The 21,790-nt window shown below is 72.6% G+C and carries 18 protein-coding genes; 11 read left to right on the forward strand and 7 right to left on the reverse strand.

The features are described 5' to 3' along the window. Positions 1 to 134: 134 nt before the first annotated feature. The 3 genes from lepB to OG435_RS34675 all read left to right on the forward strand — a co-directional run bounded on the left by lepB (position 135) and on the right by OG435_RS34675 (position 3,230). Entirely contained in the window at positions 135 to 770 is a 636-nt protein-coding gene (gene lepB / locus OG435_RS34665; RefSeq protein WP_266882991.1) for a signal peptidase I, read from the forward strand. Between the two features lie 197 nt (positions 771 to 967). After that, positions 968 to 2,155 (forward strand): carboxylate-amine ligase, encoded by a 1,188-nt coding sequence (locus tag OG435_RS34670; RefSeq protein WP_266882993.1) that lies wholly within the window; start codon positions 968 to 970, stop codon positions 2,153 to 2,155. 163 nt (positions 2,156 to 2,318) lie between these two features. Next, on the forward strand, positions 2,319 to 3,230 hold the full coding sequence (locus OG435_RS34675; RefSeq protein WP_266882995.1) for a hypothetical protein: 912 nt from the start codon (positions 2,319 to 2,321) through the stop codon (positions 3,228 to 3,230). A gap of 6 nt (positions 3,231 to 3,236) precedes the next feature. Here the strand turns inward: OG435_RS34675 and OG435_RS34680 are convergent, their stop codons facing one another. Then, a complete protein-coding gene (locus OG435_RS34680; RefSeq protein ID WP_266882997.1) occupies positions 3,237 to 5,294 on the reverse strand; it encodes a hypothetical protein in 2,058 nt (685 codons plus the stop codon). Positions 5,295 to 5,428: 134 nt separating this feature from the next. Beyond that, complete coding sequence (locus OG435_RS34685; protein ID WP_266882999.1) at positions 5,429 to 5,809, reverse strand: hypothetical protein; 381 nt, start codon at positions 5,807 to 5,809, stop codon at positions 5,429 to 5,431. 334 nt (positions 5,810 to 6,143) lie between these two features. Between OG435_RS34685 and OG435_RS34690 the strand changes: the two genes are divergently transcribed. The 3 genes from OG435_RS34690 to OG435_RS34700 all read left to right on the forward strand — a co-directional run bounded on the left by OG435_RS34690 (position 6,144) and on the right by OG435_RS34700 (position 9,145). Then, positions 6,144 to 6,704 (forward strand): GNAT family N-acetyltransferase, encoded by a 561-nt coding sequence (locus OG435_RS34690; RefSeq protein WP_266883001.1) that lies wholly within the window; start codon positions 6,144 to 6,146, stop codon positions 6,702 to 6,704. A gap of 67 nt (positions 6,705 to 6,771) precedes the next feature. Next, the gene (locus OG435_RS34695) at positions 6,772 to 7,281 is read left to right on the forward strand and encodes a deaminase (RefSeq protein ID WP_266883003.1); all 510 of its coding nucleotides are present in this window, start codon (positions 6,772 to 6,774) and stop codon (positions 7,279 to 7,281) included. 406 nt (positions 7,282 to 7,687) lie between these two features. Next, on the forward strand, positions 7,688 to 9,145 hold the full coding sequence (locus OG435_RS34700; protein ID WP_266883005.1) for an LCP family protein: 1,458 nt from the start codon (positions 7,688 to 7,690) through the stop codon (positions 9,143 to 9,145). A gap of 110 nt (positions 9,146 to 9,255) precedes the next feature. Here OG435_RS34700 and OG435_RS34705 read toward each other — a convergent pair whose 3' ends face one another. Together OG435_RS34705 and OG435_RS34710 are read right to left on the reverse strand one after the other, a co-directional pair. After that, entirely contained in the window at positions 9,256 to 9,489 is a 234-nt protein-coding gene (locus OG435_RS34705; protein WP_266883007.1) for a cold-shock protein, read from the reverse strand. Between the two features lie 115 nt (positions 9,490 to 9,604). Beyond that, the gene (locus OG435_RS34710; protein WP_266883034.1) at positions 9,605 to 10,768 is read right to left on the reverse strand and encodes a serine hydrolase; all 1,164 of its coding nucleotides are present in this window, start codon (positions 10,766 to 10,768) and stop codon (positions 9,605 to 9,607) included. A gap of 312 nt (positions 10,769 to 11,080) precedes the next feature. Here OG435_RS34710 and OG435_RS34715 point away from each other — a divergent pair, with 312 nt between their 5' ends. Then, positions 11,081 to 11,905: an alpha/beta fold hydrolase gene (locus OG435_RS34715; RefSeq protein WP_266883036.1), complete on the forward strand. Its 825-nt coding sequence runs from the start codon at positions 11,081 to 11,083 to the stop codon at positions 11,903 to 11,905. 40 nt (positions 11,906 to 11,945) lie between these two features. On the opposite strand, the gene OG435_RS34720 is transcribed toward OG435_RS34715, so the two are convergent. Further along, positions 11,946 to 13,001: an EAL domain-containing protein gene (locus tag OG435_RS34720; protein ID WP_266883038.1), complete on the reverse strand. Its 1,056-nt coding sequence runs from the start codon at positions 12,999 to 13,001 to the stop codon at positions 11,946 to 11,948. Between the two features lie 364 nt (positions 13,002 to 13,365). On the opposite strand from OG435_RS34720, the gene OG435_RS34725 reads away from it, so the two are divergent. Beyond that, a complete protein-coding gene (locus OG435_RS34725) occupies positions 13,366 to 13,932 on the forward strand; it encodes a TetR/AcrR family transcriptional regulator (RefSeq protein ID WP_266883040.1) in 567 nt (188 codons plus the stop codon). Here OG435_RS34725 and OG435_RS34730 read toward each other — a convergent pair. After that, the gene (locus OG435_RS34730) at positions 13,907 to 15,565 is read right to left on the reverse strand and encodes a beta-N-acetylhexosaminidase (protein ID WP_266886353.1); all 1,659 of its coding nucleotides are present in this window, start codon (positions 15,563 to 15,565) and stop codon (positions 13,907 to 13,909) included. The genes OG435_RS34725 and OG435_RS34730 overlap by 26 nt on opposite strands. Positions 15,566 to 16,054: 489 nt before the next feature. On the opposite strand from OG435_RS34730, the gene OG435_RS34735 reads away from it, so the two are divergent. The 3 genes from OG435_RS34735 (at position 16,055) to OG435_RS34745 (ending at position 20,383) form a co-directional block, all read left to right on the forward strand. Then, complete coding sequence (locus tag OG435_RS34735; RefSeq protein WP_266883042.1) at positions 16,055 to 18,181, forward strand: aminotransferase class I/II-fold pyridoxal phosphate-dependent enzyme; 2,127 nt, start codon at positions 16,055 to 16,057, stop codon at positions 18,179 to 18,181. Positions 18,182 to 18,283: 102 nt separating this feature from the next. Next, a complete protein-coding gene (locus tag OG435_RS34740) occupies positions 18,284 to 19,096 on the forward strand; it encodes an SDR family NAD(P)-dependent oxidoreductase (protein ID WP_266883044.1) in 813 nt (270 codons plus the stop codon). 12 nt (positions 19,097 to 19,108) lie between these two features. Further along, positions 19,109 to 20,383: an enoyl-[acyl-carrier-protein] reductase FabV gene (locus tag OG435_RS34745; protein ID WP_266883046.1), complete on the forward strand. Its 1,275-nt coding sequence runs from the start codon at positions 19,109 to 19,111 to the stop codon at positions 20,381 to 20,383. Here the strand turns inward: OG435_RS34745 and OG435_RS34750 are convergent. Beyond that, positions 20,373 to 21,650, reverse strand: coding sequence for a YhgE/Pip domain-containing protein (locus OG435_RS34750; protein WP_266883048.1), 1,278 nt, complete (start codon positions 21,648 to 21,650; stop codon positions 20,373 to 20,375). The two genes, OG435_RS34745 and OG435_RS34750, sit on opposite strands and share 11 nt — an antisense overlap. Between the last annotated feature and the right edge of the window lie 140 nt (positions 21,651 to 21,790).

The raw sequence follows: 21,790 nt of genomic DNA on the forward strand, positions 1-21,790 counted from the left end.
TCACCGCCCCTTCCGGCCGTCGGCGCCGGACCGCTGACAGCCCCGGAGCAGGAGCAGGATCCTCTTCTGCCGCCGGGCCCCGCCCCGTGGCACCGCGGCCCGGCAGGGCGCAACGGCGTCGCCTGGCCCGCAGGGTGCGCAGGCGCCGTGCGGGCCGGGTCCCGCGCCGCCTCGCCGCGATCCTGTGCGGTGGCATCCTGCTGACGCTGCTGCTCAAGACCTTCGTCGCGCAGGCCTTCGCGATCCCTTCCGCCTCGATGGATCCGACCCTCCGGGTCGGTGACCGGGTCCTCGTCGACACGTTCAGCCGATGGACCGGGAGCGCTCCCTCACGCGGTGACGTCGTCGTCTTCACCGACCCGGGCGGCTGGCTGCAGCACGACGTCACCCCCCGCTCCGGCGGATTCCCCGGCCAGGGGGTGCTCGCCGCGCTCGGGCTCATGCCCAGCACGGACGGCCGGAACCTGATCAAGCGCGTCGTCGCGGTCGGTGGGGACACCGTCGAAGGGGATGCGCAGGGGCGCGTGCGCGTCGACGGCGTGCCGGCCGATCCGCCGCCCGGGACGCCCTCCGGGCCGGCCCGCGCCGCCGCTCCGTTCCGCGTCACCGTTCCGCCCGGGCGGCTGTTCGTACTCGGCGACAACCGGGGGAATTCGGCGGATTCACGTGCGCACCTCGACAACGGCCACGGGGGCTCGATACCGGACGGTGCCGTCGTCGGTGAGGCCTTCGCCGTGGTGTGGCCCGGTGCGCACTGGCGGTCGTTGTAGCCGCATCCACCGCCCGGGCCCGCCGATCGGTGGAGCCCCGACGGCACGTGCCGGACCAGCATGGGAACGTGCCCGGCCGGGACTCCGGTCCCCCGAATCCCGGCCGGGCCGCCACACCGCGGCGTGCGGCCGGCCTGTCGGCCCCATCAACGCCGGAAACCCGTGCCGTTCCGGCCCGTCCGATTGGCGAGAATTCGTTGAACACCAGAATTCTGTCTCCCCTGCCGGGTACCGGCACGCTGACTCCCCTCCCCCGCACCCCCCTGCTCCGCGCAGCGGACCGTCCGGCGCCCACCCTGACGCTGGGCGTCGAGGAGGAGTACCTCCTCCTCGACGCCCGGACCTGGCAGCTGGTACCCGCCGCCCCCCAGATCCTCGCCGACGTCGCGGACTCCGGCCACGCCTTCCACGGGGAGGGCACCCTCTACCAGGTGGAGACGGCCACCCCGGTGCACCACACCCTCGAGGGCCTGCGCGACAGCCTGACCGACGCACGCCGCGTCCTCGCCACCGCCGCCCGTGCCCGCGGCTACCGCCTGGTCGCCTCGGCCTCCCCGGTGCTCGCCCCGCCCTCCCCGCTGGCTCTGAACCTCGACAGGGAGCGGCGGCAGACCCGCCAGGCCCTCTTCGGTCCGCTGACCGACAACCTCGTCCAGTGCGGTCGCCACGTCCACGTCGGAACGCTCGACAAGGACACCGCCGTGCGCGCTTCCAACCGGATGCGCCCCTGGATCCCCACCTTCGTCGCCCTGGCGGCCGGCTCGCCGTTCTGGAACGGACGCGACACCGGACACGCGAGCTGGCGGACGGTCGCCTGGTCGTCCTGGCCGTCCGCCGGGCTGCCGCCGCACTTCCTGTCCACGGCCGGGTACGACGGCGCAGTACGAAGCCTGATCGACTCCGGCGCCGCACTGGACGAGGGAATGGTCTACTGGGACCTCCGCCCCAGCGCGGCCTGGCCCACCCTCGAACTCCGCGCCCCCGACATGTCGCCCCGCCTGGACGGTGCCCTCCTCCAGGCAGCCCTGTCCAGGGCTCTGGTGGCCCACTTCGCGGCAGAGGACCCCGGCATGATCACCAGCCCGGCGGTCTCCGACCGGGGACTGCGGCTCGCGCGCTGGCGCGCGGCGCGGGACGGCCTCGAAGGCACGGGCCTGGACCCCTTCACCGGCGCGGAAGTGCCGGCCGCGACCCTCGCGTGGCAGCTCGTCGACCTCCTCGGTCCGCACCTCGAAGCGGCCGGGGACTACGACCACGTCGCGCGGACCCTCGGCGACATGCTGCGCAACGGTTCGTCCGCCGCACGACAGCGGGCCGTGTTCGCCCGGCGCCAGTCCCCCACCGACGTACTGCGCCACCTGGCGGACGAGACCGAGGCCTGCTGAGGCCGATCCGCGCAGGTGGTCCACCCGCCCGGCCGCTCCTCCCCCGCCCGGGACCCCCGATCGGGGGAGGAGCGGCCGGGCCGCGGTGCCTACGTTGGGATTACGGGCGCCGTCGGCGCCCTGCCACCGCCCCCCACCGAGCCATCGCCGAAGGGTGAAGACATTGTCCAGGTACACGCGCCGGGCCGAGATGACCGCGGAACAGAGGGCGACGGAGCGTCGCGAGGTCAAGCGGCGCAGGTACCTGGTAGAGCGCGGCACTCCGTCCCGGAGCAAGGACGTCGCCGCCGTCCGGCGGCACTGCCACAGCCTGTACTACGAGGGCGGCATGACCTCCCACGCGATGGCCGCCCAGAGCGGTGTGAGCCGGGATACGATCATGCACCTGATCAAGGGCTACCGGGTCGTGCGCGGCGAGCGCGTGACCGTGGACTGCCTGCTCCAGTCGACGATCGACAAGCTCTGGGGCATCCGGCTGGAGCGGCCCGCGCCCCGGATCCGCTCCGGCGCGCACCTGCCGCCGCTCGGCACCCGCCGTCGCCTCCAGGCGCTCAACGCCCTGGGGTACGACTGCGTGTGGATGGCGGAGGAACTGGGCATCTCCGCGGGGAACCTGAACACCCTGATGCTGGGCCACCGCGGCCGCCGGTTCGTGTACGCGGCCACGGCGCAGCGCATCGCATCCTTCTACGAGAAGTACCAGCACACCGACCCCACCGAGGTCGGGCGCAGCGCCTGGCACATCAGCACGACGAGGTCCCGGGCCCGGAAGAACGGTTATGTCCCGCCGTGGTGCTGGGACGAGGAGACGATCGACGACCCGGCCGCCGAACCGGAGTGGACGGGCGCCTGCGGGACGGCCGAGGGATACGCGATCCACCGCCGGGAGCAGATTCCGCTCTGCCGGCCCTGCCGGAACACCCAGCGCCGCCGGGCCGCGGACGCGCCCGCGGAGCCTCTGGCCGAGGCCGCGGCAGGCTCTGTTCCCGCGCCCGCCCGCCGGGGCACCGGCCGTCGCCCCGCGCGTCTGCCCGCCCCGGCGGCGGAGCCCCGGCGCCGGGCCGTGGCCGCCTGAGACCCGTCAGGAGCGGGCGTCCTCGTAGTCCTGCCCGACGGCGGCCTGGGTGCGCGTGCGGGCCGTCTCCTGTGCCTGTTCCAGCCAGCGGGCGAACGGCTCGGCCTCCACCTGGGGCAGCGTCTCGTACAGGTTCTCCACCTGCCATGCGTACGAGTCCTGCTCGCCCGGGCCGGCGTAGGACACGTGCAGTCGCGCGTACCCCAGCTGGTAGTAGGGGGTCGCCGGGTCGAGGACCCGCCCCGGGTACTGGGGGTCGAGCAGGGAGCAGGCCTGGACGACGTCGATCTCGTCGGGCAGGAACCGTTCGGGGTTCAGCAGCTCCACCTCTCCCGTGGGGTCGACCCGTGCCGCGCAAAGCGTTCCGCCGACCGCGGAGGCCAGGTCCGTCACCAGCACCCCGGCGACCACCGACGTACGGCTCAGGTCCATCGGGCGCACCGTGCCGTACACGTCGTCGAAGTCCACGGTCAGCCCGTCGACGACCATGCAGGGCCCGTACTCGCGTAGGGTCGCCGCGTCGGCGCGGTGGAGCGTGAACACGGCCCTGCCCACGAACCAGCTCAGGGTGACCTCGTTCCAGAGCCGGAAGGCGTGCGCGGCGGTGCAGCGGTTGGGTAGCGGAACTGCGCCCGGCCGGTTCGCCGGGGTCTGCGCTCGCGCGGGGCGCACGAGGGAAGGGTCGGCCGCCCGGACCACGGCGCGGGCGTCACCGGGCAGCTTCCCGCGTGCCTCCTCGTCGCCGACCGGAACCGGGGTCCGCAGTTCGGATGCCGCCGCGTCACGGACGACGGAGACGAGGCCCACGGCAGCGCCGGCCGGTGTCGTCGTCATGAGCAGGACGTTCTCCGCCAGAGCGGCCGCCGCCGTCGCCATTTCCTGTTGGAAGGGCGATCCCGCGCTCAGGACGTTGGAGCCGACGCCGAAGGCTTCGTTCGTGGTGTCCAGTACGTCAGCCGACCTGTTCGCGGCGCTTCGCAGCCCGTTCTTCGCGGCCCGGCCCGTGCCGCTCCTGTCCCGCGCCGCCTCGTCCAGCTTGCGCGTGGGAACGACCTTGGTCCGCAACAGTTCCACGACCCTGGTGGGGTCGGCCGTCTCCCGGGCGGCACGGCTCTTCAGAGCCGCCCCCGGCCCCAGGAATCCGGCGACCGCGATGCCCACGGTGACGGCCGACAAGGGCGGGCAGACAGCCGATGCGGCCGTGCAGGCGGCGCTCAGCACCGTCACCGCCGCCTTGAAGGTCGTGATCTTCAGCGCGAAGGCGGGGTCGTAGTGGTCAACGGCTCCGGTGAACTCGGCCCGGGCGGTGTCGACCGCCCGTTCCCACAGGTCCCCGCAGAGCTGCGCCATCGTGTCGTGGTACTTCTCGACGGCCGTCCGGAGCCCTGCCAGGTCGCCGCGCGCCCGGCCGAGCGATGCCCTCAGATCCGCGTCGTGCCCAGCCTCCCCGGGATCGGACCGCAGAGTTCCGTCGAGTGCGCGGGCGCTGTCACGCAGTGCGCGTTCCGCTTCCAGGAGGCCGGACAGGAGGCGGGACAGGAGGCGGGACAGGTCCTGCTCCGCGGTGTGCGCCCCGGCCTTGGCCGGGCGGGCGTCTCCGGGAGCGCGCCAGGCCAGGCTGTCCTCCAGGCGCAGCGCGGACATCAGGCACTGCGCCATGTCCTCCTTCGACGCCGCCAGTTCCTTGAGCAGGCCGACGGCCCGGCCGAGTGCGACGCGCGCGTCCTGCTCCGTGCGGACCGGAACGGGAACCGAGCCGGCCTTCCCCGGACCGCCGGTCCGGGTGCCGCCCGCCAGCTCGGCGTGGAGTTCGGCGACGGCCTTGCCGAGCAGCAGGGCCTCGGCCTTCTGCAGTTCCTTGCCGGCCATCACGCGGGTCAGGTGGTCGGCGGCGGTGAACCGGCCGACGGCCTCCAGGTGCGCTCGCACCAGCAGCGCGTGGCGCCGCGCGTCCTTGCGCCGGTACCCGTACACGGGCAGGGGGCCGCGCTTCCTCACGTACGCGGCGTCCTCGGCCGTCAGGCCTGCGGGGACGTGCCCCGTCTTCTTTTCGTTCGTCTCCATGCGGTGCTCCTCCGTGCGGACGATCCGGTGTGCGCACCGGTGGTCGGACGCACGCTAGGCGGACCGGTGTGCGAGAGTCCTGCCCGATCGGACAGTCCTGCGGCCCGTTCCACGCCTCCGGGCGGCGTGGACGATCACCAGCTGTTCAGCTGGTCCTGGTCCTGGGGCCAGCGGGAGAGTTCGAAGTTCCGGCCGAGTGCGTCCAGCGGCACCCTTGCGACGATGCCGCAGGGCTCGCGGCACACCGCGAAATGGCCGGCTTCGCTGTTCTCGACCTCCAGGACGAGCAGTTCCTTCGCATCGGGGCCATCGCCGTCGTCCACGGCCGTGCTGCGCACCCATGCCTGGCCCGGGGCGACGAGGAGATGGACGCAGCCGGAGGCGTAGGCGTAGCAGGCGACTTCGAGCGCGGCGGACGGGGGGAGGAGGTCCAGTCGCTCCAGGCGTTCCCGGTAGGCGTTGACCAGCTCTGCGGCCCGTACGCCTCCGACGACCAGATCTATTCTCGAACCCATGTCAATCAACTCCGTTGCAGTGGCGGAAATATGTTTCCTCGTCACCGCGGCGCTGGTCCGGCGCTGCGGTGTCCGGGTTCGCCATGCTGCTGTCAGAGGCGGGTCCGGGCCGATCCCTTTGGGGCACCCGTGCGCGCAGTCCTTCCGCCATGGCGCCGCGAACGCGCCCGGGGTCGCGGGAGCCCCGGGAGGTCTGCCCCGGCGGCTGCCCCGACGGCACTGCCCCCGGTCCGCCTGACGTGATCGGCTGGGTGAGGCCCACCCGACGGGCCACCGCGGCACCGGGCTGTCCGGTTCCGCGCATCAGCCGTCTCCTGCCGTAAGGGTCCGCACCATGCACGTCCGCACCAGAAGGTCCGCGCCGGCCATCCAGGGCATCGACATCTCCGCCCGGCCGGAGGAAACCCTCCGGATCCAGGCCCAGGCGCTCGGGCTGCCCTCCGACGCGCTCGACGCCCAGCTGGCCGTACGACGCGCCCGGGGAGCGTGCGGTCTGACCGCGCTCGGCGCCTTCGAGGGCGGACGGATGGTGGGCTTCGCGTACGGCGTCGGGGCCGACGAGGACTATCCGTGGCGGGCACCCGTCCTGGCCCGCCTGCACCATGCGGGCCACAGCTCGTGGGCGCAGGACACGTTCTACGTCTGCGAACTGCACATGCTGCCGTCGTTCCAGCGCCGCGGGCTGGGCACGCTGCTGCTCACCTCGCTCTGTTCGCGCGCTTCGGAGCGTCGCGTCGTCCTGACGACCCCGGACGGACCGACGGCCGCACGGCGGCTCTACCAGCGCTTCGGATACCGCGACCTGGTGGTCCCACCGGCCGGCTCCGGGGAGTACACGGTGATGGGTGCGAGGCTGCCACTGGTCCCCGAGGTGTTCCGCTCCATGGCGGCCTGAAGCGTTCACCGCGCCGCTGCCCCTCCACCGACCGGAGGAGCCCCTCCACCGCGGCACCGTCCGGCCGGTGGATCCCTCGGGGCTCCGCCGGCGCGACGCTGTGACCGGCATCCGCCACGCCACGGACTCCCCGCCGCCCGTCCCCGGTCAGGCGCCGTCCCGTTCGCAGGAGAAGCCCATGCTCGCCGTCGAGGTCCCCACGTCCCGTCATTCCCGTACCGGCTGGATGCAGGCCGCACTGCGCCAGGCGGCACGGTCGGGCTGCCGGTACACGATGGGCGCCGTGCTGGTGCGCGGGAACCGCGTCGTCGCGGCCGCCCCGAACAAGAAGCGCAACTCGCCCTTCGTCGACTTCCGCAACAGCACCTTCCATGCCGAAGTGGCCGCCCTGCGACGCGCCCGGCACACGGAGGGGGCCACCCTGTACGTGGCCCGCCTGGACGCGCGCCTCCGTCCGGCGATGGCCCGGCCGTGCCCCCGGTGTCAGCGGGCCCTCTGGGAGGCGGGCGTCCAGCGTGTCTTCTATACGGACGCATGCGGGTCGGTGCAGTGCATGGAGCTCGTCGAAAGCCCCTGATCCGCCCCCCGCCGGGCCGGACGGGGGGACGGACACCCACGGCCGTCGTCGTCGACCCGGCCGTCGCCGGCCCGACGGTCCCCCGGTCCTTCCGGGTGTCCCCGCCCCCGGTCTTCCACCTGCCGGATTTCCTGGCCGGCATCACCTTCCCGCAGTCCCGCGTCAAGGAATCCCTAAGGTCCGGACCGCCAGCATGGAAGGCCCCGTGGCGCAGCTGCGCCTCGCTCCCTGAAAGGCTCCGCCCCGAAATGCTGCACGCCTCCACCGACACCACCTGCACGGACGGCCCGCTCCCCCGGCCCCGGGAGGCCGGTCCCTCCGCGACGCGGCGGACCTTCTACCGGCTGCGCCAGGAGGTCTGGCACCTCGTGACTCCCGCTCCCCCCCGACGCAAGCGGCGGGCACGATGAGCAGGGAGCACCGTCGACGGGCACCCAGGTCCGGCGCCGGCCGGCCCGCACGCGCCCCGCTCCCCGGGCAGCCGCGGCGGGCCTGCGGCCGCTCCCGGCGGCGGCGCCTGCTCAAGGCCGGCACGCTCGCGGCCCTCGTCATGACCCTGGGAGGCGGCGCGCTGGCATACGCCTGCTACGAGAAGCTGGACGGCAACATCACGTCGGCCGACCTCGCCTCCGCGCTGGGGGACGACCGGCCCGCCCGGTCTCCGCGGGGGGCCGTCAACATCGCCCTGATCGGCTCGGACAGCAGGGCGGGCACCGGCGGCGCCTACGGGAAGGGGTACACCAGCCAACAGTCGGACACCCTGATGGTGCTGCACCTTTCGGCGGACCACCGGCGGGCGACGGTGGTGTCACTGCCGCGTGACTCCTGGGTGGACATCCCCAGCTGCGACCTCGGCGACGGCAAGACGTCCCGGCCGACCAAGGCGAAGATCAACAGTGCTTTCGCGAAAGGCAGTTCGCACGGCGGGGTCGCGGGCGGCGCGGCCTGCGCCATCAAGACCGTCGAACTGAACACAGGTCTGCACATCGACCATTTCATGGAGATCGACTTTTCCGGCCTCAAGAGCATGGTGGACGCGCTCGGAGGTGTCCGCATGTGCCTGCCGCAGGCCATCCACGACAAGAAGGCCTCCGTGTCGCTGCCCGCCGGCTGCCAACAGCTCGACGGCGAGCAGGCCCTGGGCTTCGCCCGGGCACGCTACTCGCTCGGCGACGGCAGCGACATCGGACGCATCGGACGCCAGCAGGAGCTGCTGACCGAGATCTTCAGGTCCGTCCGGGACAAGAAGCTGGACGCTCCCGCGATGTACCGGCTCGCCGACGCGGCGACCACGTCCCTGACCGTCGACAGCGAACTGGGCGGTCTGTCCGGCCTGCTGGGGCTCGCCCAGGACTTCCGGGCCATGCCCGAGGGCGGCCTGACGTTCGTCACCGTACCGAACCAGCCGCGCTCCCTGGAGGTTCCGGCCGACAAGGCCAATGTCGTGTGGAAGCCCGCAGCCGCCGAGCTCTTCGCCGCGCTGCGCGAGGACCGGCCGGTCGACGGGGCCGGGAAGCCCCTCGTCGGGTCCGGGACGGGCGCCCGGGACGCGGGTGGTGCCACCGCCGCCGTACGAGCCGCCACCGAGGTCGCCGTGCTCAACGGGAGCGACGAGACCGGCAAGGCCGCCGGGATCGCCCCGAAGGTGACCGCGGCCGGCTTCGGCAAGGTCACCACGGGCAACACCGCCGCGCCGGAGCCGGCCACCGTGATCCGGTACGGACCGGGCGGCGAACCGGCAGCGCGCGCACTCGCCGACGCGCTCAACCTCGACCCGTCCCGGCTGCGCCCGGCCAGCGCGGGTGCGCCGGGCACGGGCCTCACCCTCGTCATCGGGGCCGACCACTCATCGGCCGGGCTCTGAGCCCGTAGCGCGCGGACGGACACCTCACGGGTACGGCGGACGGCCCGGCCTCCACGGGGACGTGGGGCCGGGCCATCCGTCGTGCCGGTGCCCGCGAGGCGGCTCCCCGGTCAGGTGCGACGGCGGACGCTGCGGGCCCGCGGGCCCTGGGCGTCCGTGCACAGCTCGTAGAGGACGGCGTCGCCCTCGGCGGGCATCGCCGCCTGAGGATCCGTCACCATGTCGGAGCGGTGGACCAGCAGGTCGAGGCCCTCCCGGTCGTTCGGGCGCACGAGCCCGTACTCGCCGTCCGGCGCTCGCCAGAGCAGCGTCCCCAGCACGGTCGTGTACGTCGTCTCCGGCATCTCCGGCTCCTTCCCGCGCGAACGCGTCGTCATTGAGGGAAAGCCCATCACGCGCACGGCGCGCGCACCATGCCGTTCCGGGCAGCACGTCGCGCAGCCGCTCAGAACCGGACGGTCAGCTGTCGTCCTTCACGGGGGTGGGGAGCAGTACGCGGCGGCCCACCAGGACCGCGGCCAGTCCTGCCCCCGCCAGTCCGCCGTCCAGGGCCCACTGCGCCGGGCCGTCCGCGGCCCGGCGGGGCTCCGCCGCTGCGGCAGCCGCACGCGGCGGCGCCGTCCCGGCGGTCGGGGCATCCGGTTGCCCCGGCCGCGGTGGGCCGGCGGACGGACCGGCATTCAGAGCGGAGTGCACCGCCTTCGCCACGCCCTCGACCGTGGCGATGCCGTACCGGTAGCCCTCACGAGCGGGCTGCCCCGCGGGGGCCCGGTTGTTCTGGGTCAGTACGACCAGGTCGTAGTCGTGGCCGGCGCCGGTGAAGGCGGCCATGCTGTTGATCCTCCAGTCACCGCGGTCGGCGGGCTCCTCCGCCTTGTCGGACCGCTGCAGCCAGCCGTTCTTGACGTGGACCTCGGCATCCCGGGGCGCCGAGGCCGGCGTTCCCCACCGCTGGTCGTTGCGGACCTCGTGCATGAGGCCGAGTGCGTACGAGCCCTCGGCGGAAGTGAGCACCCCGCCCTCGCCGCGGAAGACCCTCAGCAGCCTGACCAGGTCCTGTGCGTCGACCCGGGTGAGTCCGAAGGCGCCGCCCGGGCCCGGTGCGATCCCGTTCAGGCCGGCCGCCTTCAGGAACTGCTCCACGCCGGTCGGCCGGGTGACCCCGTCGCTGCCGGTCGTGGACAGTTCCTTCCACAGTGCGGACGCGGCGTCGTTGTCCGACGTCACGATCATCTTGCGCGCCAGTTCCTCCTCTTCGGCGGAGAGCCGTCCGCCGCGGGCCCGCAGCAGGGCACCGAGGATGATCGGTTTGGAGACGCTCGCGGCGTCGTACTGCCGCTGCGGCGCGAGCACGCACGTGGTCGCGGTTCCTCGGTCGTCCAGGGCGAGGGAGACGGTGCTCCGGCGCGTCCGTAGTGCCTCGGCTATGTCCGTGGTGAGTGTCCGCGCCGTGGCCCGGTCCGCCGAGGTGCAGCTGACGGCGCCATCGGCCGTTTCGGCGGTGGCCGTCGCGACCGCCCGCGGCGCCTCCAGCGCATGGGCAGGAGGCCCGCACACCAGGAGGGACACCGCGCTTGCCAGGCCCGCGCACACGACGGCCGGCCGCGTCACCTTGCTGATCATCCTCGGGGCCTTTCGCAGTACGGCGGATCCGCCACGGGCGCGTCTCTCCCGGATCCCCTTCATGCTCCGGACCACGGCCCGCCACCACCTCCACCGATCGGAGGTGCGGCGCGGATGAGCGGCGTCGTCCGGAGGGGCCGCGCACCGCACGCACGGTCCGGCAGACGCACACACGTCGTCCCGTACGGACAACCCCCGGCAGCCGGTGTTTCCGGGGGAGGTGAGGTATGGCGTCCGGCCGCGCCCGATGGACGATGGCAGCGCGGTCGGACCCGCGCAGGATCGGACAACGATCCTGAAAGGAACGGAACGTTGAGAATCAATAGAACTGGTGCAACCCTCACCGCCGCTGTCGTCCTGAGTGCTGGGACGATCGCTCTCGGCACTTCGGGGGCCTTCGCGACGGACGCGCCCCGGCAGAAGCCCACCATCGTCCTGGTGCACGGGGCCTTCGCCGACTCCTCGGCGTGGAGCGACGTCGTCCAGCGCCTCCAGGCCCGGGGGTACAAGGTGGTCGCCGCGGCGAACCCGCTGCGCGGACTGGCCTCCGACTCGGCCTACGTCGCCGAGGTGCTGAAGGGGATCCCCGGACCGGTGGTCCTGGCCGGCCACTCCTACGGCGGTGAAGTGATCACCAACGCCGCTGCCGGCTCCGCGCAGGTGAAGGCCCTCGTGTACGTCGCGGCCATCGCCCCGGACACGGGCGAGAGCGCCAACGACGTCCTCGGCCGGTTCCCGGGCAGCCAGCTCCCCGAGTCACTTGCCACGGTGCCCTACACCCGTGCCGACGGAACCGCCGGGACGGACCTGTCCATCAAGCCGGACAAGTTCCGCCAGGCCTTCGCCGGGGACCTGCCCGCCTGGAAGGCGTCCGTGCTCGCGGCCACGCAGCGGCCGGTCGAGGCGTCGAGCCTGGGCGACACCAGCGCCGCCGCGGCCTGGCGGTCCATCCCGTCTTGGTACCTCGTGGCGAAGCAGGACAAGGCGATCCCCCCGGCGGCCCAGCAGTTCATGGCCGAGCGCGCTCAGGCCCACACCGTGGAAGTGGACTCCTCCCACGCGGTCACGGTCTCGCACCCCAAGGCCGTCACCGACCTGATCCTCGACGCGGCCGTCCAGGCCGCCCGGGCCAGGTAGCGGTCCGACCGTCCCGGGCGGTCGGCGCCGCCCGGGACGGTCATGCGCACCCCGGCGCCGCCGTACGGCGCAGCCATCCGGTCGCGTCGGCGGCCGACAGGGCCGGGGCCACCAGCCATCCTTGGATGACGCTCACTCCCATGCCCTCCAGCAGGCCGCGCACCTCCTCCGTCTCCACTCCCTCGGCCACCACGTCGAGGCCGAGGGAACGGGCCAGATCGACCGAGCAGCGCACCACGGCCTCGTCCTTGGGGTCAGCGGACATGCGCGAGACGAAGGACCGGTCGATCTTCAGCTCGTCGACGGGGAGCTCGCGCAGCCGGGCGATCGAGGAGTGCCCGGTGCCGAAATCGTCGAGGGAGACGCGCACACCCTGGCGCCGCAGGTCGGCGAGGGCCTCTGCCAGAGCCCTGACGTCGCGCGTCTCGGCGCTCTCGGTCAGCTCGATCGTCAGCGCGTCTCCGGGCAGGTCGTTGCGACGCAGACAGTCCCGCACCTCGGCGGGGAATCCCGGTACGAGCGCGTCGGTCGGCGAGACGTTGACGGCCACCGGAACGGCCAGCCCCTCCCTGCGCCAGGCCGCCGCCTGCGCGACGGCCGTGTCGAGCACGAACTGGGTCAGGCGGGGCATCAGGCCGGCGCGCTCGGCCTCCTCGATCAGCGGGCCGGGCGGTTCGCGACGCCCGTCGCGGCCTCGGTGCCGGAGCAGCGCCTCCATGCCCGCGGTCCTGCCGGCCCGGGTCGTCTGGGGCTGGTAGCAGAGTTCCAGCCCCTCCGCGCCCAGGGCTCGTTCGAGGTCGGAGGCGCCCGCCCGCCCGGTGCGCCGCGACGGTCCGGCGAGCAAGGGTGCGGACGAGTTCCAGACGATGTGCACGAGCATCAGCACCACGCAGACGCCGCCCACGAACGCCACCGCGTCGAGGTCCCGCAGACGTGCCACAACGCCCAGGACGCCCAGCAGGGCGGCCAGCGCCAGGAAGCACAGCGCCGCGCGGTCAGCGGTCGCCAGACGCCGCCCCCGCTTCGGTCTTCCCCCCGAGCCGTGTTCGCGGCCCCGCTCGGTGTGCCGTTGGACTCCCACTGTCGTGCTCTGCACTCTCTCTCCGTACTGCCGGAAGGCCCACGTTCGCCGCCCCCGGGGCGACACACCATGGGTGAACGGGCAGTCCGGCGGGCACATGTGCCGTCAGATTCCGCTCCGGGGCACCTCGCAAGCGCCCCCCAGCCTGCCCGCACGACCGGACGGTCCGCCATGGGGCTTTCGGCCTCCTCCTTCCGCCTCCACCCCCGAAGAGGTCCGGGCCGCTGAGGGAACGCGGGCCGGGCGGGGTGCGGGCCGGGACGTCGTGGACGCGGCGGCGGACCCGGAGCAGCGGTGGGAGAGGGCCTTCGAGGGGGCGCGGTGAACCCGCCGCCACCGGCATCGGTCCCCCTCACCCGGGATGCGGCAGAATACGACCATGCCCGCTGCCTCCGGTACCCGCCAGAACATAGTCGACGCCGTGCTGCGGATCATCGGGCAGGACGGGATCGCAGCCGTGACGAACCGGCGCATCGCGAAGGAGGCGGGTGTCTCGCTCGGATCGGTCACCTACCACTTCGCGACCCAGCACGACCTGCTGCGCGAGAGCCTCCTGCATTTCGTGGCCGAGGAGACCCGCCATTTCACGGCACTGGCCGACGAGTGCTCGGACGACGGTCTCGACGTCCGGCAGGCGGTCGAGACGGTGGCGCAGGTGGCGGGCGGCGGCGATTTCGACACGCGGCGCATCGCCCCGTTCGAGCTCTACGTGCAGGCGGGCCGCGACGAGCGGCTGCGGGCCGCGGCGGCGGAGTGCTTCGCCGCCTACGACCGGCTGGCCACCCGCATCCTGGCCCATCTCGGTGTCCCCGATCCGGAACCCCTCGCCGGAGCCGTGGTCGCGCTCGTCTTCGGCCAGCAGCTGCGGCGGCTCGCCACCGGGGCCCCGGCCGAGGATCTGGTCGACGCCCTGCTGGTGGTCACGGCGCCGTGGACGCGCCGCTGACCGGACCGGACGGGGACGGGCTTCCGGGGGACGCCCTGCTCACGAGGGCCTGGAAGTCGCTCCAGGCCTGCGACGGTTGGGCGCCGGACCAGACCTTCTGAGCCAGCGCCGCGAGGGGCATTCCGATGCCGGCGGCCACCTGCTGTTCCGTCTGGGCCTTGGCGAGGTCGCCCCAGACGGCGAGCCGGCCGCCGAGGATACGGTCCTGGTCCTGGGCGGCGTTCTCTACCTCTGCCGTGCCCCTCAGCACGGACGGGGTCCACTGCTCGTAGATGGCCTGTCCGGTGGGGTACGTGAAATCGTTGGGCTGGCCCAGGACGTAGTAGAGGTAGGCGTCGTTGAGGTTGACCACCTTGCGGCCTGCGTCGAGGTACTCCTCGGGCGGTCGGGCACCGATCTCCTTGCCGGTCCAGTACTCCACCTCGATCGCCGGGTCCGCCTGGACGAGCGTGCCGGCGTAGAAGCCGTCGTTCCACGCCTTGGGCTGCTTGCCCGCGGCGGTGACCGTCTTCGCCCGGGCGTTGAGCCAACCCGTGGCGAGGTCCTTGATCTTGGCCGCCGCGCCGTACTGCTCGATGGCTGCCGCCGCCAGGTCCGGGAAGGCCTTCTCGGGGTTCCTGCGGACCAGTGCCTGGTACTCATCGCCCCCGAGGTGCCAGGCACTGCCGGGGAAGAGCGGCAAGAACTCCTCGACCAACCCGTCGACGAGAGCGCCGGCCTTTTCGTTGGAGATGTCGATCGCGCCTTGCACCGGCGACCCATACGCGTCCTTCAGCTGGAAGCCGGGGAAGAGCTTTAGCAGCGCGCCCAGGTGGCCGGGTGAATCGAACTCCGGGACCACACTGATGTGGAGGGAGGTGGCCAGCTTTACGATATCCGCGAGTTGGACCTGTGTGAGGTACTTGTCCGGGAGCATCCCCCGGTACTTCCGCTGCTTGGTCTCGATCCCCAGGCCCTGGTCGTCGGAGACGTGCAGGCCGAGCTGGTTGAGTTTGAGGTCGGCCATTTCCCGCAGCCTGTCCTCGATCCACCCCGGTGTGAAGTACTTCCGGGCGATGTCCAGGTTGAGGCCCCGCTGGGGCTTGGACGGCGCGTCCTCGATGGTGCCCGCGGCCAAGGACCCCGTGGTGCGCACGGCCTGCTTGACGGTCCGAGTGCCGTAGAAGACCCCGGCCTCGTCGGCGCCCGTGACGGTGACGCCGTTCTCGTCCACGACGATCTTGTACGACTCGGGTGCGCCCTGTCCGCCGGGGGATGCGCCCTGTCCGGCGGGGGACAGCGCGAGCCGGATGTCGCCCGCCTCCGGTGCCGCGGAGCCCCCGTACCCCAGGCCGAGTTCCTGCGCCAGGAGCTTCCCCTCATCGGCCAGCCCGGGACTGCTCGCGTCGATCACGACCTCCGTGCCGCCGTCCGCCGAGACCCGACTTGGCGTCCAAAGCTGTCCGGAGGCGGGAGTGAAGGTCCCCACGGACGGCACCACGGACGGTGTCCCGTCTGCCGGGGAGGTGGCTGCCGGGGGTGGCTGCGCTGCCGCCTCGGCCGGGGCCCCGGCCCCGTAGCCGATCGTGGTCAGCGCGAGGGCGACAGCGCTCGCCGCCCTTACGACCCTGTGCTTCGCGCAGTACGTGGCCATGCTCACCGCTCCGCTCCAGTCCCTTCCCACGCTCGCACGCCGGATGGCCGCCCGCGACCGGGAGGCGTGCGCACCGTGGCGGGCCCGGCCGCGTCCGCGCGGGGATCCCTGGCCGGCGCCGCCCGTGCCCGTACGGAACACCGTGCGGGGTTCCGGGGCCAGGACGACGTGCACGAACCGGCTCACGCCGGGGCCGCGATCGCGGATCCGCTCTCCAGCCCGGGCCTCCCTGACCCATCCTGACCTGCACGTACGCCCTGTGCTCCCGCGCCGGCCGGCCCGGGCCGGGGGGAGGTCCACATCCCCCGCCGGGGCCCCCGATCGGGGGACTTCCGCGACGGGGGCGTGCCCACACCATGGAGGAACGCCGCCCACGAGCCACGAGAAGGCAGCAACAGACGGACGGCAGTGCTTCCCGGGAACACCGGCCCGCAGAGATCTGCGGGGCGCGAGCGTCCCCCTCGCCATCAGAGCCTCTGGAGCATCCCGATGACCCTGCACACCGCGATCGACTGCGACGTCTGCATCAAGTCCACCGTGATGGAGGCGGTCGGCAACCCCTACTACCCCCAGGTCACGGCGAAGGAGAGCAACCGCATCGACTTCGACGGAGTCCCCGCCCTCCTCGCTGCGGGCAACGACTACCTGGACCTGTCGACCGACCCCCGCGTCCAGCAGGCGGCCCACGACGCGATCGACCGGTACGGCGTGTCCGCACCCGTGCCGGGAGACTCGCTCCGCGACGGCGAGAAGCCGCTGCGGCGCGCCGCCCACGACGCGATCGACCTCTACGGGGTGGGCATGTGCGGCTCGCCCCTGATGAACGGCTACCTGGCGATCCACCAGGACCTGGAGGCCGAGATCGCCGCCTGGACGGGGCAGGAGGCCGCCCTGCTGTTCACCGCGGAGGACCTTGCCCTGGTCGGTCCGATGGCCCAGCTCGTGCTGCTCAACCGGGACACCGCCGTCCTGGCCGAGGACTCCGTCCCTGACCGGGTGCTGGGCGGCACGCAGGTCGTCCAGCCTCGCTGGACGCAGCGGTTCCGGCACAACGACCTCGAGGGGCTGCGCGAACTCCTGGCGGAGACCGCCGAGCGGACCGGTCACATCCTGCTGGTGGTGGAGGCCACCGGGACCGGAACGCCCGCATCCCTCGCGCTGACCAGCATTTGCAAGCTCGCCCGCGAGTTCGGGGCAGAGATCTTCATGTACGACCCCGACGGAATCGTCAGCCGCGACGGCGCGGCCGCCCTCCTGGGGCACTCCGGCCACGTCGACTACCTCGTGGGGACGCTGTCCGGGGCGTTCGGCTCGTCCGGTGCCTACCTCGCCACCTCGCGCGAGATGGCCCGGCACCTCATCGCGCAGTGCTCGACCCGGATGTTCGCGGCAGCCCTGCCTCCGTTCCTCACGGCCGCCGCCCGCGCCGCCCTGTCGGCCCGGCGGCTGGCCCCGGGCCGGGGCGCCACGTGTGCCGCACCGGAGCCGCGGCACGGTTTCATCGACCGTGGCATCGACAGCTCCCGGTGGGACGACTACCGCACCATGCGGTCCACTCTGGGGCGCGAGCTGGCCCAGTGGGCCGGCAAGGAGGACGGGATCGTCTTCACCGCCGGTTACCTCTCCAATCTGCACGGCCTGGCCGGGGTGATCCGGATGAACCAGGACGTGACGGTGATCACCGACAGGTCCTCGCATGCGTCCATGACCGACGGCATCCGCCTCGGCGGTCCGCGCCGGAGCGTTCGGTTCCACCACAACGACCTCGACGACCTGCGGCTCAAGCTCACCGAGGCCAAGGAAAGGACGGCACGGGCGATCATCCTGGTCGAAGGGGCGTACTCCGTCGAGGGCGACCTGGCCGCCCTGCCGGAGATCGTGTCCCTGGCCCGGGAATTCGGTGCCGAGATCTTCCTCGACGGGGCGCACGGCGTGGGAGTCACCGGCGGAGGCCGCGGCACGGCCGCCGGATTCGGCCTGGCCCGGGACGTCGACTACATCACCGGTACGTTCTCCAAGGCGTTCGGTGCCACGGGCGGCTTCCTGCTCGCCTCGGCCGAGGTGATCGCCGCGCTGGACACCTTCGCCCCGGACGACCCCGCCATCACCCTGGCACCCGCGCTGATCGCAGCCGCCCAGCGGGCGCTCGACATCATGAAGGCGGAACCGCACCGTGCCGCCCATGCCCACGCGATGGGCGACAACCTGCGCAGGGAACTGAGTCTGGCCGGTTTCGAGCCCCAGGGAACGACCCCGATCGTGTCACTCTCACTGAACGGCATGTTCCGGTCCGCGGAGAGCCCGGAGGTACGGGCCATCACACACGAGAACCCCCGCCGACAGGCGCTGGAGCGGGCCAAGGCCCGGATCCAGCGGGACAGCCTGTGCACGGTCCGGGCGCACAACTGGCTCCTGTCCCAGCGCGGCGTGTACACCAACGCGTTCATCGCGCCCGGAGTGGACGAGCCGCTGCTGCGGCTGAGCACCACCGCTGCCTTCACCGAGGCCGATGTGATGACCATCGTGGACGCCTTCGTCGACCTCCGTGAGGCGTACCGCAACCACGGCGCGGTCCCGGACGCACCCGCGGCCGGCCTCGCTCTCCCGGTCTCGTGACCCGTGTCCCGTCACCCCGCAGGCCGGCCCCCGGCCCCTTCCGTCTCCTCTTCTTCCGTTTCCTCTTCTTGCGCTTCTTCCGCCCCTGAAAGGACCACCGCCATGCCCGTCGCTCTCATCACCGGTGCCAGCGCCGGAATCGGCCTGGAGTTCGCCCGTCAGCTCGCCCCCACCCACGACCTCGTCCTCGTCGCCCGCAACGTCGAGAAGCTGGACCAGATCGGTGCCGAGCTCTTCTCCGCCCATGCCACCCGGATCGAGGTGCTCGGCGCCGACGTGGCCACCAGGACCGGCCGTGAACCCGTACTGGCACGGCTCAGCGACCCGGAGCGGCCCATCGACCTGCTGATCAACAACGCGGGGATGGGGTACTCCACGGGCGCCTCCCAGAACCCGGTGGACGACGAGATGTACATGCTCGAGGTGAACGCCGTGGCCAAGGTCCACTTCTCCCTCACCGCCCTGCGGGCGATGCTCGCCCGCAACAACGGCGGCATCATCAACGTATCCAGCGTGTGCGGCATCGCACCGGCGTGGACCGACTCCCTCTACGGCACCAGCACCGCCACCGTCCTGCGGCACACCGAGGAAATGGCCTACAGCAAGGCCCTGCGCGCCTCCGACGTCAAGATCATGGCCCTGTGTCCCGGGGACGTGAAGACGGAGTTCAACGACCGGGCGGGCATACCGAACAAGACCGACTGGGGCTGGGTCGACGTCAGCCTCCTCGTCCGGGTCGCCCTGGCCGATCTGCGCAAGGGGAAGGTCGTCTCCGTCCCCACGGCCCGCTACAAGTTCCTGTCCTCGCTGATGAAGCTGGCACCGAACAACTGGTCGAAGATGTACGCATTCGACCTCGGGCAGCAGAACCCCGACCGCCCGGACACGGCCCACGCGTCCGCGTCCACCGCCTGAGGGAGCCACATCGTGAGCGAGCGCCTCATCACCCCGCGAAACCGCGGATTCCTCTTCCTCGACTCCCATCCCGCCGGCTGCCGGCGCCTGGTCCGCGACGCCTGGGCCTCCGTCCCGCCCCTTCAGGACACCCGGGGAAGCGAAGACGGCCCCGTGGCCCTGATCCTGGGGTCCTCGGCGGGCTACGGGATGGCCGCCACCATCGCCGGGCTCGCGCGCACCGGAATCCGGGGCATCGGGGTCTGCCTGGAGAAGGAGCCGGGCCGGCGGACCGCCACGGCCGGCTGGTACCGCACCGCGGCCCTCGCCGAACTGGCCCGCGAGCACGGTCGCGACATGGTGTTCGTCAACGGCGACGCCTTCGGGGACGACACCAAGGACGAGGTGGCCGCGATCCTGCGGGAACGGTTCGACGGCCGGCTCGACCACCTCGTCTACGCGGTGGCCGCACCCCGGCGCGCCGACCCCGCGACGGGTCTCGTCCACACCAGCGTGCTCAAGCCCCTCGGTACGCCCCACCACACGAAGACCCTGGTCTTCGACGCGGAGGGGAACCCGGACGTCCAGGCCGTCTCCATCCCCGCCGCCCAGGGGGACGACGTCCAGCAGACGGTCGCCGTCATGGGCGGGCACGACTGGCAGCGCTGGATCGACCACCTCTCCGACCGGCGCCTGCTGGCCGACGGCTTCACCACCACGGCCCTGTCCTACATCGGCGCGCCGATCACCGAGCGCGTCTACCGGCAGGGAACCATCGGCGCGGCCAAGGCCCATCTCGAGGCCACCGCCCGAAGCCTCGACGTCCGCCTGCGCGAGCAGCTGGGCGGTCGGGCACTGATCTCGGTGAACGGCGCGGCCGTCACCCAGTCCTCGACCGCGGTGCCCTCCATCGCCCTCTACACGGCGATCCTGCGCGCCGTCATCGGCGAGCGGATGATCTCCCCGATCGGCCAGTTCGTCGAACTCTGGGACCTGCTCACCTCCCGCCGCACGCTTCCGCTGGACGCCGAGGGCCGGGTGCGGCTGGACACCTGGGAGCTCGACGACGCGGTCCAGGCCGAGCTCAACAGGCGCTGGGACGCCGCCACCACGCAGAACATCGCCGGACTCGCCGACCTGGACTGGTTCACCGCCCAGGTACGCCGGTTGTACGGGTTCGCGGCGCCCGGCACGGACTACGGCCAGCCCGTCCGTACCGATGTCCCGTGGCCGGAGGCCGAACGCACCGCCGCGCCCCGGTCGGTCCTACTCCCCCGGACGGGAGGGCCGGCGGTACTCAGCGGCTGACCCGGCGCAGCCCCCGCCGGTCGTACACCGTGGTGACCGCCAGGCCGAGCAGCACCGCCGCCACCAGGCCGGCGCCGGTCATCGCCCATGCCCGGGCAAGACCGGCGTCGGCGCGCGCACCGAAGTAGAGGATGGACCTGACGCCGTCGGTCACCTGCCGCATCGGCTCGAATTCGGCCAGGATCCGGTAGGCGTGGGGGACCGCCTGGATGGGGACCGTCCCCCCGGATGAGGGCAGGGCCAGGGCGATGAACACCAGCATGGCCACCGGCTGCCCCAGCGCTCCCAAGGCCGAAGTCAGCGCCTGCGCACCCACTCCCACCGCGGCGGTGGCACACACGGAGTAGACCCACAGCAGCGGGAGGTGCTGCGCGTCCATGTCGAGGAACCCCACGGTGACGGCCATCAGGATCGAGGACGTCACGAACGAAAGACCGACCGTGAAGGCACTGTTGACCAGGAAGGCCCGCCGTCGGCTGATCTCCACCAGCGGCTTGTGCCGACGGAGCGGGCCGAAGTCGCTGGCGGCGTAGCCCAGTCCGATGTCGGTGCCGCTGCTGACGATCCCGGCGCACAGGAATCCGATGAGCACCAGCAGCAGGGCGTAGTAGAAGGCCGACAGCCCCATGCCGCTCCGGGTGCCGATGGGATGGCCCACCGACACGGCCACCTCCACCGGATCGGCGAGCAGCAGCCGGGCCGCCGGATCGACCGGGCGGCTGCCCCCGGTGCCGGCCGTCGGGGCCGTCAGGGACTCGCCCAGCCGCACGGACGCCTGGCGGGCCGCCTGCTGCATGGCCGTCGAGGCCAGCGAGGAACCGAGGCTGCCCGCACCCGGGCTGGTGAGGACGTCGATGCGGGGCCGCGCCGACGGTGCGCCGGACTCCACCGCGAGACCGCTCACCCTGGCGGTGAAGTCGGCGGGCACGGCGAGGATGCCGTAGAGCTTGTCGGAGGCGAGCTGTCGGCGCGCCTCGGCCATGTCGAGCACCCTCCAGTCGACGTGGTGCTCCGGGTCCGACGCCCGGACGGACTCCACGATGCGCTGCCCGAGCACCTCCGTGTGCCCGGCCGCGCCGCGGTCCTCGCTCACCAGGCCGACCGGGAGGTCCTTCATGTTGCCGCGCGGGTCGAGGATGCCTCCCATGTAGATCAGCGACAGGAGCAGGGCCAGAACGCTGATCAGGCCCGCCGGCGCGACCCAGAGGGACGGATGGGTGAGCACCCCGCGCAGCGTGCGGTCGGCGTGCCTGTGCGTGGACGACATGTGACTTTCCGGGCCTTTCGAGCAAGGGCGGCGGCGAACGCGGACGGTGGACGTCGGCACGCCTGGACGACGTGCGCATGGTCCCCCCTGGCCCGACCTCCGGACATCCCCCTACCGCGGCCGTCGGAGGCCTAGGCCGT

Source organism: Streptomyces sp. NBC_01264, assembly GCF_026340675.1.
GTDB lineage: Bacteria > Actinomycetota > Actinomycetes > Streptomycetales > Streptomycetaceae > Streptomyces.

Excerpts from the sequence above, each read along its gene's own strand:
- OG435_RS34680 (WP_266882997.1), bottom strand. The coding sequence starts at position 5,294 with ATGGAGACGAACGAAAAGAAGACGGGGCACGTCCCCGCAGGCCTGACG.
- OG435_RS34685 (WP_266882999.1), bottom strand. The coding sequence starts at position 5,809 with ATGGGTTCGAGAATAGATCTGGTCGTCGGAGGCGTACGGGCCGCAGAG.
- OG435_RS34690 (WP_266883001.1), top strand. The coding sequence starts at position 6,144 with ATGCACGTCCGCACCAGAAGGTCCGCGCCGGCCATCCAGGGCATCGAC.
- OG435_RS34700 (WP_266883005.1), top strand. The coding sequence starts at position 7,688 with ATGAGCAGGGAGCACCGTCGACGGGCACCCAGGTCCGGCGCCGGCCGG.
- OG435_RS34705 (WP_266883007.1), bottom strand. The coding sequence starts at position 9,489 with ATGCCGGAGACGACGTACACGACCGTGCTGGGGACGCTGCTCTGGCGA.
- OG435_RS34710 (WP_266883034.1), bottom strand. The coding sequence starts at position 10,768 with ATGATCAGCAAGGTGACGCGGCCGGCCGTCGTGTGCGCGGGCCTGGCA.
- OG435_RS34725 (WP_266883040.1), top strand. The coding sequence starts at position 13,366 with ATGCCCGCTGCCTCCGGTACCCGCCAGAACATAGTCGACGCCGTGCTG.
- OG435_RS34730 (WP_266886353.1), bottom strand. The coding sequence starts at position 15,565 with ATGGCCACGTACTGCGCGAAGCACAGGGTCGTAAGGGCGGCGAGCGCT.
- OG435_RS34735 (WP_266883042.1), top strand. The coding sequence starts at position 16,055 with ATGACCCTGCACACCGCGATCGACTGCGACGTCTGCATCAAGTCCACC.
- OG435_RS34740 (WP_266883044.1), top strand. The coding sequence starts at position 18,284 with ATGCCCGTCGCTCTCATCACCGGTGCCAGCGCCGGAATCGGCCTGGAG.
- OG435_RS34750 (WP_266883048.1), bottom strand. The coding sequence starts at position 21,650 with ATGTCGTCCACGCACAGGCACGCCGACCGCACGCTGCGCGGGGTGCTC.